Consider the following 14,073-nt stretch of genomic DNA (forward strand, 5'->3'; position numbering starts at 1 on the left):
TCGTGCCCACCCGGTACCCGACGGGCAGGACCATACCCAGGGCATACGCGGAGCGTGCGGGTTATCCCCGAACTCCTCCCTGCGCATCGCGGCCCGCGGCCCGATATCGTCGCTTCCCATGCGTGCAGTCCGCCGGTTCACCGTCCGCGCCAGCCTCCCGGACTCCCTCGCCGGCCTGGGTGCGCTGGCCACCAACCTGCGCTGGACGTGGCACCCGCCGACCCGGGACCTGTTCGCGTCGATGGACGCCGAGCTGTTCAACGCCGTGCGCGACCCGCTGCGGATGCTCACCGCGCTGCCGCCGGCCCGCCTGGACGAGCTCGCCGTCGACGACGACTTCCTCCAGCGCGCGAGAACCGCGGCCGAGGACCTGGAGAAGTACCTGTCCGAGCCACGCTGGTACCAGCGCCGTGACGACCCCGACCTGCCGTCCGCGGTCGCCTACTTCTCGATGGAGTTCGGCGTCACCGAAGCGCTGCCGAACTACTCCGGCGGCCTCGGCGTGCTGGCCGGCGACCACCTCAAGGCCGCGTCCGACCTGGGCGTGCCGATGGTCGGCGTCGGGCTGCTCTACCGCAACGGCTACTTCCGGCAGTCCCTGTCGCTCGACGGCTGGCAGGTCGAGCACTACCCGGTGATCGACCCGAACGCCTTCCCGCTGGAGCTGCTGACCGCGGGCGGCCGTCCGGTGCTGATCGGCGTGGCGATGCCGGGCGGGCGCGAGCTGTGCGCGCAGATCTGGCAGGCCCGCGTCGGGCGCGTGCCGCTGCTGCTGCTCGACACCGACACCGAGGCCAACGACGAGGACCTGCGCGGCGTCACCGACCGGCTTTACGGCGGCGACGCCGACCACCGGCTGCGGCAGGAGATCCTGGCCGGCATCGGCGGGTTCCGCGCGGTGCGGAAGTACTGCGAGCTGACCGGGCACCCGCAGCCGATGGTGTTCCACACGAACGAGGGACACGCGGGCTTCCTGGGCCTCGAACGCGCCCGCGAGATCGTCCAGGCCGACGGCCTCGCGTTCGACGAGGCCATGCCCGCGGTCCGCGCCGGGACGCTGTTCACCACGCACACCCCGGTCAGCGCGGGCATCGACCGGTTCCCGGTGGACCTGGTCCAGCGCTACTTCAACGACGGCCGCCTGGTGCCGGACATCGACCCGAGACGGGTCCTCGCGCTCGGCGCGGAGGACAACCCCGGGTTGTTCAACATGGCGCACATGGGCCTGCGGCTGGCGCAGCGCGCGAACGGTGTCTCGCAGCTGCACGGGCGCGTCACGCGCAAGATGTTCTCGCGGCTGTGGCCCGGGTTCGACCACGACGAGGTGCCGATCTCGTCGGTGACCAACGGCGTCCACGGCCCGACGTGGGTGGCGCGCGAGCTGAGCACGCTGCTCGGCCGCGAGTGGGGCCTCGACGTCGGCGAGGGGCCGCTGCGGGACGGCGTGTCCGACGCCCAGCTGTGGGGCCTGCGGCGTGACCTGCGCGAGAAGCTGGTGCACGAGGTCCGGCGCCGGGTGCGCGCGGCGTGGCTGCAGCGCGGCGCGTCACCGCTGGAGCTGGGCTGGGTGGACTCGGTTTTCGACCCGGACGTGCTGACCGTCGGGTTCGCCCGCCGCGTCCCGACGTACAAGCGGCTGACGCTGATGCTGCGCGACCCCGACCGGCTGCGGACGCTGCTGCTGCACGAGGACCGGCCGATCCAGGTCGTCGTCGCGGGCAAGTCGCACCCGGCCGACGAAAACGGCAAGCAGCTGATCCAGCAGATCGTCCGGTTCGTCGACGGCGCGGACGTCCGGCACCGGATCGTCTTCCTGCCCGACTACGACATGTCGATGGCCCGGTACCTCTACCGCGGCTGCGACGTCTGGCTGAACAACCCGGTGCGGCCCCTGGAGGCGTGCGGGACGTCGGGGATGAAGTCGGCGCTGAACGGCGGGCTCAACCTGTCGATCCGCGACGGCTGGTGGGACGAGTGCTACGACGGCAGCAACGGCTGGGCGATCCCGACCGCGGACGGCGTCACCGACCCCCTGCGCCGCGACGACCTGGAGGCGGCGGCGCTGTACGAGCTGCTGGGCCAGCAGATCGCGCCGCTGTTCTACGACCGCTCGGCCGACGGCGTGCCCACGGGCTGGCTGTCGATGGTGTGGCACACCCTGGAGACGCTCGGCCCGCGGGTCCAGGCGTCCCGGATGGTCCGCGAGTACGTCGACAACGGCTACCTCCCGGCGTCCCGGACCGTGGCGGCGGCGACGGGCGACGGCTACCGCGGAGCGTTGTCGCTGGCGGACTACCGCACGAAGCTCGAGGTGTCGTGGCCGCGGGTGCGCATCTTCGACTCGGAACTGCTGGTGGAGGCGACCGAGCCCCTGGTGGTCGGCACCGAGGTGACGATCCGCGCCCGGATCGACCTGGCCGCCCTCGATCCGTCCGAAGTGGACATCCAGGCGGTGGTCGGCCGGGTGGGCGACGACGACGAGCTGCGCGACACGGTGACGGTCCCGATGACCGGCGACGGCATCGGCGCGTTCGCGGCCCGCGTGAAGCTGCCGCGCCCGGGGTCGATCGGGTACACGGTCCGGGTGCTGCCGAAGCACGGCCTGCTGGCGACCCCGGCGGAGCTGGCGCGGGTCGTGCTGGCCTAGCTCCGGACAGCGGTGAGGAAGGCGGCGAAGCTCTCCGCGGGCACGGCGATGTGGCCGCCCGCGCGGTCCTTGGTGTCGCGGACCGCCGCGTAGCCGGGGATCACCGCGACTTCGACGCACGTGCCGTTGCCCTCGGTGTAGCTGGAGGTCTTGAACGTGGCAGCGGTGAAGTCAGGGGACATGGGGACCGTCCTTCGATGTCACGCGTAGTTCTGGGCGATCTCCAGGATAAGCCTCCGTGACTTGTCCATGCCGGTCGCGTTCGCCGTGAGGCGGCTCCACAGGCTCGCGTAGTCGGCGACTTCGGCGACGCCGTCGAGGTAGTCGGCATCGTGCAGGTTCTCCACGTAGACCATCTCCAGCGGCTGCGCCGACGTCGTGGGAGCCGGGATGCGCAGCATCGTGAAGCCGAAGGTGCTGGCGCCGCCCGGCGAATCGAAGGGCAGGATCTGGAGCTGGACGTTCGGCTTGCGGGCGATCGCCGCGAGGTGCTCCAGCTGTTCGTGCATCACCGCGTTGCCGCCGATCACCCGGCGCAGGCAGCTCTCGCTGAGCACGAAGTGAGCCGTCGCGGGCTTCTGCCGGAACATCACTTCCTGCCGTTCCAGGCGGGAAGTGACGATGTCGTCGATGTTCATCGCGTTCGCGCGGAAGTTGTTCGCGATCGAGACGCGCATGTACGCCTCGGTCTGCAGGAGCCCCGGCACCATCTCGGCGCCGTAGTGCTGGATGAGGTTCGAGTCCCACTCGAAGTCGTAGTACGCGCGCTGCTCCATCGGCACGATGGCGCGGTGGCCGGACCAGCGGCCGCGCTGGCTGCGCGTCCTCGCCAGCTCGACGATGGCGGCCTTCTGCTCCTCGCTGTGCACGTCGTAGTGGTCGAGGAGCATCTTGGCGTCGCCGGGAGTCAGGCCCTCGCGGCCCTTCTCCATCTTCGTGACGCGGGTGGTGTCGCGGCCGAGCAGCTTGGCGGCGTCCTTCATGTCCACACCCGCCTGGAGCCGGGCCTCCCGCATGTAGATCGACAGGAACTTCAGCCGCACCGTCGGTGTCATCGGCATGCGCATCATCCGTTCGTGTCAATTGCTGTACAGCAGTTGCAAAGTTGGCCTGGTGAATTCAGACTAGCAACCGTTGGCGGAGGCGTGGGGTTGCGCGCTCCGGGATCACTCGAAAGGGGATGGCTGTGAGCGAGCCGCTGATCAGGAGCACCGAACCGCGGCGGGAATGGCTGGTCCGGTGCACGGACGCCTGGCGCGACCTGGCCGTGTGCTCGGTCGAGGTCAACCGGGGCGAAATCGGCATCTTCGGGCCGCGCGGTGACGTGTTCATGCTGAACCGCGCGGAAATCGCCGACTTCCGGACCGCGCTCGACGCGGCGATCGGGCAGGCCGAGTCCGACCTGCAGGCGGAGCGGGCCGGCCGGGCGGCGGACTACCGGATATAGCGGCGCGCGCAGCCCGGGGCGAAGCTAAGTTGGGGGCATGCGCTTCGGAATGTTCGTCCCGCAGGGCTGGCGGCTCGACCTGGCCGGCATCGACCCCGCGGACCACTGGCAGACCATGCTCGGCCTCGCGAAACACGCGGAGGCCGGCCCCTTCGAATCGATCTGGGTCTACGACCACTTCCACACCGTGCCCGTGCCCACCGAGGAGGCCACGCACGAGGCGTGGTCGCTGATCTCGGCGTTCGCCGCCGCGACCGACACCATCCGGCTCGGCCAGATGTGCACCTGCATGGGCTACCGCAACCCCGCCTACCTGGCGAAGGTCGCCGCCACCGCCGACATCATCTCCGGCGGCCGGGTCGAAATGGGCATCGGCGCCGGCTGGTACGAGCACGAGTGGCGGGCCTACGGCTACGGCTTCCCCTCGGCCGGTGAGCGGCTCGGCCAGCTCGACGAGGGCGTGCAGATCATGCGCGACCTCTGGACCACCGGCAAGTCCACTTTGGACGGCAAGCACTACCGGACCGATGGCGCGATCCTGCGCCCGCTTCCGCTCCAGGACGGCGGGATCCCGCTGTGGATCGCCGGCGGCGGCGAGAAGAAGACGCTCCGGATCGCGGCGAAGTACGCGAAGTACACGAACTTCTACCCCGAGCCGGAGATGTTCACGCGCAAGTCGGAGATCCTGGCCGCGCACTGCAAGGACGTCGGCACCGACTTCGACGCCATCGTCCGCTCGGGCAACCTCAGCGTCGTCCTCGGCGAAACCGAAAACGACGTCCGGGAGAAGCAGGCCTGGCTGAAGGCGCACTACGAGAAGTACGTCCCGGCCGAAGACGCCGAGCGGGCCGTCGCCACCTTCGCGAGCGGCCCGTCGGCCGGCACCCCGGAACAGGTCGCCGAGCACCTCAAGGCCCTCGGCGAACGCGGGATGTCGTACGCGATCCTGAACTTCCCGGAAGCCGCGTACGACCGCTCCGGCATCGACCTGTTCACCAAGCACATCGCCCCGGCGCTGGCCGGCTGAAACTGTCGGTCCTCCCCGGTAGCGTGGAAAACGGGGGCTGCTAAGGCACCGCCGGGCTCCCGCCGGCCTGCACGGGCAGGCCGGCGGCGGCCCAGGCGCGGAACCCGCCGTCGAGGTCGGTCGCGTTGGCCAGGCCCAGCCGCTGCAGGTCGGCCGCCGCCAGGCTCGACGAGTAGCCCTCGTTGCACACCACGATCACCGTCGTGTCCGGCGTCACCGCAGGCAGCCGCCACTCGCTGTCCGGCGCCAGCCGCCACTCCAGGTGGATCCGCTCGACGATCACCGCGCCCGGGATCTCGCCCTCGGCCCGGCGGTTCGCCAGCGGCCGGATGTCGACCACCAGCGCCCCCGCCTCCTGCAGCTCGCGGGCCCGGACCGGCGTCACCCGGTCCAAGCCGGACCGGGCGGCGGCCAGCAGCGAATCGACGGCGCTCATGATCGGACGATAGCGGGCAGCGGCGGGATTTCCGCCGGAACGTCGGCGAGCGAGTCGTACTCCCGCGTCGCCACCAGCGGCGGCGAATACGCGTGGACGCTGGCCGCCGGCTGATCGCCGAGGCCGGTGACCTGGTGGGCGCGGCCGGCGCCGAAGCCGAGACCCTCGCCCGCCGCGTGCGTCCGGCGCCGGATCGGCCCGCCGGGATAGCGGTACTCCTCGCCGAGTTCACCCTGCAGGACGGTGAACGAACCGGACGCGCCGCCGTGGTCGTGCGGCTTCGTGTGCTGGCCGGGCAGCCACGACAGCAGCCACAGCTCGACGCCGTCGGTCAGCGCCAGCCGCGCCCACCAGCGGCGGTCCTCGTCGAACCGCAGGATGCCGCGCAGGCCCGCGGTCAGCTCGGTGGTGACGGTGGCGGTCAGCTCGGCCAGCTCACGCGGGGTCCAGAGCAGCCGCGACGGGTGCAGCAGCTCGGGCAGCAGCGGGTCGGTCAGCTGCGGGTGGATCTCGACGGACGGGCGAACCAGGGAAGTGGTCAACGCGGGTGCTCCTCGGACGCGAAGGATTTCGGGACACGGAGGCAGCACGGCACCGCACGCGCCCGGGGGCGCGAGATCAGCGGAGCCGCGCCCGCGTACACCCGGCCGAAGCGACGAGGAGCAGGTCGATGGTGCGACGGCGCCAGAACGAACCCCGGGTGATCCCGGTGGCGGGCGCGTCGGCTGACATGCCCGCGATCCTGCCACAACGGCGTCCCCGGCTGCTCTCCCGCGGTGCGGCGTTCCACGTCGTGGACACTTCCCGACCTGGCGGTTCGCCGTCTCACCCGGGCGGGTGCGCACGCGCGCGCGACGGCAGACAGAATGGGCCTCGTGAGCGAGCCGATCCAGCCCAGCGAACTTGACGACCTCGTGGTCCGGATGGCCGGTGTCGGCGTCCGCCGGGGGACCAACGACCTCCTCGCCGGCCTCGACTGGACCGTCGAACTGGACGAGCGCTGGGTGGTGCTCGGCCCGAACGGCGCGGGCAAGACCACCCTGCTGCGCCTCGCCGCGGCCGAACTGCACCCGACCACCGGCGAGGTCGACCTGCTCGGCGAGCGCATCGGCCGGGTCAACATCTTCGACCTGCGTCCCCGCATCGGCTTCACCTCGGCGGCGATCGCCCAGCGCGTCCCGGGCGACGAGCTGGTCAAGGACGTCGTGGTCAGCGCCGGCTACGCGGTGCTCGGCCGCTGGCGTGAGGAATACGACACCCTCGACACCGCCCGCGCGACCGAGCTCCTCGAAGCGATGGGCATCGGGCACCTCGGAGAGCGCACCTTCGGCACGCTCTCCGAGGGCGAGCGCAAGCGCGCGCTGATCGCCCGGTCCCTGATGACCGACCCGGAGATGCTGCTGCTCGACGAGCCCGCCGCCGGCCTCGACCTGGGCGGCCGTGAGGACCTGGTCGCCCGGCTGTCCGACCTGGCGCTGGACCCCGACGCCCCGGCGCTGGTCCTGGTCACCCACCACGTCGAGGAGATCCCGCCGGGGTTCACCCACGCGCTGCTTCTCCGCGACGGCCGGGCGGTGGTCTCCGGCCTGGTCGACGACGTCATCACCAGCGAAAACCTCTCGAAGACGTTCGACCAGGACCTCGTGCTGGAGCGCTCCGGGGATCGCTTCTTCGCCCGCCGTCGCTAAGCTGACGCTTACCGGCCGGTAGCCTGCTGGCAGTCCGTCAACGAGGAGGAGTGACGTGGGAGAGTTCGTAACCCTCGAGGTGAAGGACGGGGTCGGCACCATCCGGCTCGACCGGCCGCCGGTCAACGCCCTGAACGCCCAGGTCACCGCCGAGCTCGCCGAGCTGGCGAAGGAGGCCACCGAGCGCGACGACGTCCGCGCGGTCATCCTCTACGGCGGCGAGAAGACCTTCGCCGGCGGCGCGGACATCAAGGAGATGGCCACCCGCACGTACCCCGAGATCGCCAAGTTCGGCGCGAACCTCACCGGCACCCTCGCGGCCATCGCGAACATTCCGAAGCCGGTCGTCGCGGCCATCACCGGGTACGCCCTCGGCGGCGGCCTCGAACTGGCCCTGACCGCGGACTGGCGGGTCGCCGGCGACAACGTCAAGGTCGGCCAGCCGGAGATCCAGCTCGGCGTCATCCCCGGCGCGGGCGGCACCCAGCGCCTGGCCCGGCTGATCGGGCCGAGCAAGACCAAGGACATCGTCTACACCGGACGGTTCGTCAAGGCCGAAGAGGCGCTGCAGCTGGGGATCGTGGACCAGGTCGTCGCCCCCGACGACGTCTACGCGGCGGCCCACAAGTGGGCGGCGCAGTTCGCGAACGGCCCGGCCGTGGCGCTGCGCGCGGCGAAGGCGGCCATCGACGGCGGTCTCGACATGGACCTGCCGAACGCGCTCAAGCTCGAGTCGCACCTGTTCGCCGCCCTCTGGGCGACCCAAGACCAGCAGAACGGCATGAAGTCGTTCATCGAAAACGGGCCCGGCAAGGCCACTTTCGAAGGGAAATGACGCCTTGACCGACGTGAACGACCCGGCGCCGAACCCGCACGCCACCGCCGAAGAGGTCCAGGCCGCGTACGCCGACCCCAAGCTGGCGAACGTGCTCTACCACGACTGGGAAGCCGGCACCTACGACGAGAAGTGGTCGATCTCGTACGACGAGCGCTGCATCTCCTACGCCACCGACGTGTTCAACGCCGTCGCGGGCGAGGACGGCCAGCCCTACCAGCACGCGATGGAACTGGGCAGCGGCACCGGCTTCTTCCTGCTGAACCTCATGCAGGGCGGGGTCGCCAAGAAGGGCTCGGTCACCGACCTTTCGCCCGGCATGGTCCAGGTCGCGCTGCGCAACGCCGAGAAGCTCGGCCTCGACGTCGACGGCCGGGTCGCCGACGCCGAGCGCATCCCGTACGAGGACAACACGTTCGACCTGGTCGTCGGGCACGCGGTGCTGCACCACATCCCGGACGTCCAGGCGGCGTTCCGCGAAGTGCTGCGCGTGCTCAAGCCGGGCGGCCGGTTCGTCTTCGCGGGCGAGCCGACCAAGGTCGGCGACTTCTACGCCCGCAAGCTGGGCCAGCTCACCTGGTTCCTGACGACCCGGGTGACGAAGCTGCCGGTGCTGAGCGGCTGGCGGCGCCCGCAGTCCGAACTGGACGAGTCCTCGCGCGCCGCCGCCTTGGAGGCCGTGGTCGACATCCACACGTTCGACCCGTCGGAGCTGGAGTCGTGGGCCCGCGGGGCCGGCGCCCAGGACGTCCACGCGGTCACCGAGGAGTTCGCCGCCGCCCTGGCCGGCTGGCCGATCCGGACGTTCGAAGCGGCCGTGCCGCAGGAGAAGCTGACCGTGCGCTGGCGGCTGTTCGCCTACCACCTGTGGCTGCGGCTGTCCGCTGTGGACAAGAAGGTGCTGTCGAAGATCCTGCCGCGCGAGCTGTTCTACAACGTGATGATCACCGGGACCAAGCGGCCGTCCTGAGTTGGGTTATTCGTTCAGCCTCGGCGACGTCGCCTACCTGCGTTCCGGCGCGGGTGTGGCGGCGCTCGCCGAGGTCTCGGCCTTGCCCCTGACCGACCCGATCGCGTCGGTCGCCGCCGTCCGCCGTCTCGTGGGCGAGGAGCGGGCGGCCGCCGTCCTGGAAACGGTGCTGCTGCGGCGCAAAGCCGTCGGCAAACTGTCCGGTGTGGACTGGCTGTTCACCTCCGACGCGCTCCAGCAGGCGAGCGCGTCGATCGTGGCCCGGCACCGGGCGGCGCGGCTGGCGGGGCTCGACGTGCACGACGTGACGTGTTCGGTGGGCGCGGACCTGGTCGAAATCGCGCGGGTGGCACGGCGTGCCTTCGGGTCCGATCTGGACCCCGTGCGGCTGGAGATGGCCCGCCACAACGGAACTGCCGCGGGAGCCGCGTTCGGACTCGCGCGGGCCGACGCGCTGCGCCCGGTGAGCCGGTCCGGGGTCGTCGTGGCCGACCCGGCCCGGCGTGACTCCGCCGGTCGCCGGGCGTGGAAACCCGCCGACTTCGCGCCGCCGCTGGACGGCCTGGTCGAGGCGTACCCGGGGCGGCCCCTGGCGGTCAAGTGCGCCCCCGGCCTCGACTTCGCGCTCACGCCGTGGGCCGAGGAGGTCGAGCTGGTCTCCTTGGACGGGCAGGTCCGCGAGTCCTGCCTCTGGCGCGGCCTGGGCACGGGCGTCACCCGCCGGGCGACCGTGCTGCGCTCGGACGGGACACAGTGGACGGTCACCGACACGGAACCGGACGACCTGCCGGTGCGGGAGCCGGGGGAGTGGATCATCGACCCGGACGGCGCCGTCGTGCGCGCCGGGCTGGTCCGCCACTACGCGGCGCGGCACGGGCTGTGGCAGCTGGACGAGCGCATCGCGTACCTGACCGGGGACACTCCACCGCCCGGCGTGCGGGCGTTTCGCGTTCTGGAGCAGGGGCCGTACAGCGAGAAGGCGCTGAAGGCGGCGCTCAAGCGGCACGACGTCGGACGGCTGGAGATCCTGGTCCGCGGCCTCGACGTCGACCCGGACGCGTTGCGCCGCCGGCTGAAGCCGCGCGGCGAAGCGGAAGCTTCGGTGGTTCTGACGCGGATCGGCCGCGCGCCGGTGGCTTTCGTCTGCCGGGCGGAACGGGTGACGTAAGTTCCCCGGGTCGTCAAGTTTCCGTGGAGGTCGCTGTGTCCGGAAAATGGTCAGGTCTCGTCAAGCTCGCCGCCGCCGCGGCCATCGGCGCCACGGTCGCCTCGGGCGCCACCGCGCTGGCCGGCTCGGACGACGCGACCGCTGCCCGTTCGAAGGAGCCGGCCAACATCGGCCAGGTCAAGCTCGACGTCAAGGCGTACTACGGCGACTACGTCGACACCGCGGGCAAGCACCACTACTCCGACACGAGCCGGTTCGTGAAGGACACCGGCCGGATCGTCTCGGACGCGAAGCGTTACCTGCAGCAGTCGCTGGGCCGGGTGCAGAACCCGGCGGTCGTGCTGGACGTCGACGACACGTCCGAGGTCACCTACGGCTGGGAGGCCGACAACGACTTCGGCTTCGACCCGGTCAAGCAGCAGCAGGCGATCGACAACGGCACGTTCGTCGCCAACAAGCCGGTCCTGGAGCTGGCGAACTGGGCGGCGCAGCACGGCGTCAAGGTCTACTTCCTGACCGGCCGCAACGAGTTCCAGGGCCCGCAGTCGCTGAAGAACCTGGCCAACGAGGGCTTCCCGGCCCCGGCCGGCGCGTTCTTCAAGCCGAAGACCACCGCCCCCGACTACCTCCCGTGCGGCCTGACCTGCACCACCGTCCAGTACAAGTCGGGCACGCGTGCGCACATCGAGGCGACCGGCGCGAAGATCGTGCTCAACCTCGGTGACCAGTTCAGCGACCTCGAGGGCGGTCACGCGCTGCGTCCGGTCAAGCTGCCGAACCCGATGTACTACCTGCCCTGATCGCGGAATAACGGCCGGGCCCGGCGTGCTGCTCCTGATACACAGGACGCTTAGGGAGCTGACATGGCGAAGAAGGTTCTGCAGCCGGGCCCGGACCACCCGATCACCGTCGAGCCGACGAAGGCCCGCGTCGTGGTCAAGGCCGGCGGGCGGGTCGTCGCCGACAGCCGCAACGCCCTCACCCTGCAGGAATCCACCTATCCGGCGGTCCAGTACATCCCGCTGGCCGACGTCGACGCGAGCGTGCTCGAGCGGACCAGCCACGAGACGTACTGCCCGTACAAGGGCGAGGCGAGCTACTACTCGCTGAACGCGGGTGACGTGCAGGGCGAGAACGCGGTCTGGACGTACGAGAACCCGTACGACGCGGTCGCGCCGATCAAGGACCACGTCGCGTTCTACCCGAACGTGGTGGACTCGATCGACCTCGTCGAGGACTGAGCTGGACCTCGACCTGCTGCGCACGTTCCTGGCGGTCCACCGCGCGGGTTCCCTGACGGGTGCGGCACCGTCGCTGGGCCTGTCCCAGCCGACGGTGACCGCGCAGGTCAGGGCCCTGGAGGAGCAGCTGGGGCAGCAGTTGTTCGTCCGGCGCGCCCGCGGGGTGACGCCGACGTCGGTGGCCGACGAGCTGGCGGCCCGGGTCGCCCCGCACATCGACGCGCTGGCTTCCGTGGTCGTCGGCGGGGCTTCCCCGGTGCACTTGGCCGGGCCCGCCGAGCTGACGACGGCCCGGGTGCTGCCCGCGCTGGCCGGTCTGGTCGCGCGCGGGCTCGAGCTGCGGGTGACGTTCGGCCTGGCCGACGACCTCCTCGCGGGCCTGGCCGAGCGCCGCTTCGACCTGGTCGTCTCGACGATCCGCCCGCGCGGCCGCGCCTTCACGGCCACCCCGCTGACGGACGAGGAGTTCGTCCTCGTCGGCCCCCGCGGCTTCACCGGTGACCCCCGGAGGGCGCCGCTGGTGGCGTACGCGGAGGACCTGCCGATCATCCGCCGCTACTGGCGCACGGTCCTGGGCACCCGCCCGCCGCGCGGCCCGGCGGTCGTCGTCCCCGATCTGCGCGGGGTGCTGGCGTGCGTGCTGGCGGGCTGCGGCGTCAGCGTGCTGCCGCGGTACCTCTGCGCGGCCGAGCTGGCGTCGGGCGACCTGGTGGCGCTGCTGGAGCCGGAGGAGCCCCCGATCAACACGCTGTTCGTGGTCAGCCGGACCGAGCCGTGCCGGCCGGGGCCCGCGGCGGTGCGGGACGCACTGCTCGCGGACGCCGCCCGGTGGTGACTCAGCCGGTGTACCCGGCGAAGATCTTCGCGAACTCGTACTTCGACTGCGGCACGTTGGTGCACTTGTACAGCGCCCCGGTGCACGCGTTCGCGTCGCGGCCCTGCTCCCAGAACGACAGCATCCCGAGGTGGACCGTCTTCGCGAACGCCACCAGCGCCTTCGCGTCCTTCTGGTAGAAGATTTCGTTCTGCGAGTCGTTGACGCCGATCATCGGGGTGACGCCGACCTTCTTCCACGCCGCCGCGTCGCTCAGGCCGTACAACGACTTGAGCTGCGCCTGCGTGGCCTTGGCCGCCGAGATCGCCTTGGCGCCCTGGTCGCCCGCGCCCTGGTAGTAGTCCATCGCCATGATGTTGACCAGGTCGAGGTTCACCCCGGCGTTCTTGGCCGCCTTGACGACGTTGAGCCCGTCCGCGGTGAGGCCGTTCGGCAACACCGGCAGCGTCAGGGAAATCTTCAGTCCGGGGTTGCCGTCCTGAAGCGTTTTCAGGGCCTGCGAACGCCGGGCGATCGACGCCGGATCCGCGACCGCCGCGCCCTCGATGTCGAAGTCGGCGTACTTGAGGCCGTACGCCTTGACCACGGCGTCGTACTCGGCCGCGACCTGTGCGGACGTGCTGCACGCCTGGGCCAGCTCGATGCCGGACGCGCCGCCGAAGGAGATCTTGACGTCCCCGCCGCCGTTGCGGATCTTGGCGATCTCCTCCTTCTGCCACGCCGTGCGCGGGTCGTAGGCGCCGAACCAGCTGGCCTTGCAGCCGTAGGAGTTGACGAACGCGAGCGTGAACCCCTTGACGCCACTCGCGGCCGACATCGCCGACAGGCTGGGCGTCGGCCACGCGCCCATGTCGACGTAGGGCCCGACCGGGATCGGGGAGCCGGCCGCGGCGCCGGCGGGGGCGGCGAAGCCGGTGCTGAGCAGGGCGAGCCCGCCCAGAAGGGACAGGAAGGAACGGAGACGCATGGGTACCTCCACGACGACGAGCGCGGCGGCGGGGAACTGCGGTCCCCATTGGTATAGACCTTTTTCTGTGGTGTGGACCATCGGCCGATCGGGCTACGCCGGTGACCCTGCGTCGCGGCGGCGGGCGGGACGGCGGCCGAGCCACCACTCGGCGGCCAGCAGCGGCAGCACCCAGCCGGTCCACGTCGTGATGCCGGCGATCGCCTGGCCGAGCGCGGCTTCGCTGCCGCCGAAGGTCGTGTCCAGCTGCGGGGTCAGCACGATCGCGCAGACCACGCCCCAGATCCGGTTGCTGATGATCGACATGCACAGCGCGAAGCTGCGGACCATCCAGCGGCGGTGGTCGCCGAACCGGCGTGCCCGCGCCGCCCGGTAACCCTGCACGGTGCAGCCGAACCAGAGCGTCGCCAGCAGGATGTTCGACACTGCTCCGACCGGCCCGAACGGCGCCGCCAGCGCGATGGTGAACCCGGCGATCGACGCCGGGATCGCGCCGGCGAAGACGTACACGCGCCCGGTGCGCCGGTGCACCGCCGGGTGCTTCCGCCGCAGCCACGGCCAGATCTGCAGCGCGCAGGTCACCATGGCGATGGTCGCGAACCCGATGTGGGTGACCAGCACCGGGTAGTACCACCCGGTCGGCGCCGGGATCCGCGACTTCGCCGGGTCGAGCCCCAGGTACGGCGGGAGCGAGAACACCAGGAACGCCGTGACGAGCAGGCCCAGCGGGAAGACCCACGGGCGCCGCCACCACGGCGTCGCGCGGCGGACTGCGGGTTTTTCGGTCGTCGTCATCATGCCCCCTGTTCGTA

At 71.1% G+C, this 14,073-nt stretch carries 16 protein-coding genes; 10 read left to right on the plus strand and 6 right to left on the minus strand.

What is annotated here, in order from left to right:
* Positions 1–118 precede the first annotated feature (118 nt).
* A complete protein-coding gene (gene glgP / locus AB0J55_RS35125; RefSeq protein ID WP_364258605.1) occupies positions 119–2,647 on the plus strand; it encodes an alpha-glucan family phosphorylase in 2,529 nt (842 codons plus the stop codon).
* On the opposite strand, the gene AB0J55_RS35130 is transcribed toward glgP, so the two are convergent.
* Together AB0J55_RS35130 and AB0J55_RS35135 are read right to left on the minus strand one after the other, a co-directional pair.
* Entirely contained in the window at positions 2,644–2,829 is a 186-nt protein-coding gene (locus tag AB0J55_RS35130; RefSeq protein ID WP_364258608.1) for a DUF397 domain-containing protein, read from the minus strand. The two genes, glgP and AB0J55_RS35130, sit on opposite strands and share 4 nt — an antisense overlap.
* Positions 2,830–2,847: 18 nt before the next feature.
* Positions 2,848–3,708: a helix-turn-helix transcriptional regulator gene (locus AB0J55_RS35135; RefSeq protein WP_364258611.1), complete on the minus strand. Its 861-nt coding sequence runs from the start codon at positions 3,706–3,708 to the stop codon at positions 2,848–2,850.
* Positions 3,709–3,833: 125 nt separating this feature from the next.
* On the opposite strand from AB0J55_RS35135, the gene AB0J55_RS35140 reads away from it, so the two are divergent.
* Both AB0J55_RS35140 and AB0J55_RS35145 read left to right on the plus strand, forming a co-directional pair.
* On the plus strand, positions 3,834–4,094 hold the full coding sequence (locus tag AB0J55_RS35140) for a hypothetical protein (RefSeq protein ID WP_364258614.1): 261 nt from the start codon (positions 3,834–3,836) through the stop codon (positions 4,092–4,094).
* Positions 4,095–4,131: 37 nt separating this feature from the next.
* Entirely contained in the window at positions 4,132–5,121 is a 990-nt protein-coding gene (locus AB0J55_RS35145) for an LLM class F420-dependent oxidoreductase (protein WP_364258617.1), read from the plus strand.
* A 40-nt stretch (positions 5,122–5,161) separates the two neighbouring features.
* On the opposite strand, the gene AB0J55_RS35150 is transcribed toward AB0J55_RS35145, so the two are convergent.
* Positions 5,162–5,557 carry a rhodanese-like domain-containing protein gene (locus tag AB0J55_RS35150; protein ID WP_364258620.1) on the minus strand — a complete coding sequence of 132 codons (396 nt, stop codon included), beginning with the start codon at positions 5,555–5,557 and terminating at the stop codon, positions 5,162–5,164.
* On the minus strand, positions 5,554–6,099 hold the full coding sequence (locus tag AB0J55_RS35155) for a cysteine dioxygenase family protein (RefSeq protein WP_364258623.1): 546 nt from the start codon (positions 6,097–6,099) through the stop codon (positions 5,554–5,556). Before AB0J55_RS35155 ends, AB0J55_RS35150 begins: the two co-directional genes overlap by 4 nt.
* 324 nt (positions 6,100–6,423) lie before the next feature.
* Here AB0J55_RS35155 and AB0J55_RS35160 point away from each other — a divergent pair, with 324 nt between their 5' ends.
* The 7 genes from AB0J55_RS35160 (at position 6,424) to AB0J55_RS35190 (ending at position 12,294) form a co-directional block, all read left to right on the plus strand.
* Positions 6,424–7,245, plus strand: a complete 822-nt coding sequence (locus tag AB0J55_RS35160; RefSeq protein WP_364258626.1) for an ABC transporter ATP-binding protein — start codon at positions 6,424–6,426, stop codon at positions 7,243–7,245.
* Between the two features lie 55 nt (positions 7,246–7,300).
* Positions 7,301–8,080, plus strand: a complete 780-nt coding sequence (locus tag AB0J55_RS35165) for an enoyl-CoA hydratase-related protein (protein WP_364258629.1) — start codon at positions 7,301–7,303, stop codon at positions 8,078–8,080.
* Between the two features lie 4 nt (positions 8,081–8,084).
* Entirely contained in the window at positions 8,085–9,050 is a 966-nt protein-coding gene (locus AB0J55_RS35170; protein WP_364258632.1) for a class I SAM-dependent methyltransferase, read from the plus strand.
* A gap of 1 nt (position 9,051) precedes the next feature.
* Positions 9,052–10,218 carry a class I SAM-dependent methyltransferase gene (locus tag AB0J55_RS35175; RefSeq protein ID WP_364258635.1) on the plus strand — a complete coding sequence of 389 codons (1,167 nt, stop codon included), beginning with the start codon at positions 9,052–9,054 and terminating at the stop codon, positions 10,216–10,218.
* A 35-nt stretch (positions 10,219–10,253) separates the two neighbouring features.
* The gene (locus AB0J55_RS35180) at positions 10,254–11,018 is read left to right on the plus strand and encodes an HAD family acid phosphatase (RefSeq protein ID WP_364258638.1); all 765 of its coding nucleotides are present in this window, start codon (positions 10,254–10,256) and stop codon (positions 11,016–11,018) included.
* A gap of 63 nt (positions 11,019–11,081) precedes the next feature.
* Entirely contained in the window at positions 11,082–11,459 is a 378-nt protein-coding gene (locus tag AB0J55_RS35185; protein WP_364258641.1) for a DUF427 domain-containing protein, read from the plus strand.
* A 16-nt stretch (positions 11,460–11,475) separates the two neighbouring features.
* On the plus strand, positions 11,476–12,294 hold the full coding sequence (locus AB0J55_RS35190; protein ID WP_364258957.1) for a LysR family transcriptional regulator: 819 nt from the start codon (positions 11,476–11,478) through the stop codon (positions 12,292–12,294).
* A 1-nt stretch (position 12,295) separates the two neighbouring features.
* Here AB0J55_RS35190 and AB0J55_RS35195 read toward each other — a convergent pair whose 3' ends face one another.
* Both AB0J55_RS35195 and AB0J55_RS35200 read right to left on the minus strand, forming a co-directional pair.
* Positions 12,296–13,261 (minus strand): chitinase, encoded by a 966-nt coding sequence (locus AB0J55_RS35195; protein ID WP_364258644.1) that lies wholly within the window; start codon positions 13,259–13,261, stop codon positions 12,296–12,298.
* A gap of 93 nt (positions 13,262–13,354) precedes the next feature.
* Positions 13,355–14,056, minus strand: a complete 702-nt coding sequence (locus AB0J55_RS35200; RefSeq protein ID WP_364258647.1) for a DUF2306 domain-containing protein — start codon at positions 14,054–14,056, stop codon at positions 13,355–13,357.
* Positions 14,057–14,073 lie beyond the last annotated feature (17 nt).

Source organism: Amycolatopsis sp. NPDC049688 (assembly GCF_040674975.1).
Lineage (GTDB): Bacteria > Actinomycetota > Actinomycetes > Mycobacteriales > Pseudonocardiaceae > Amycolatopsis.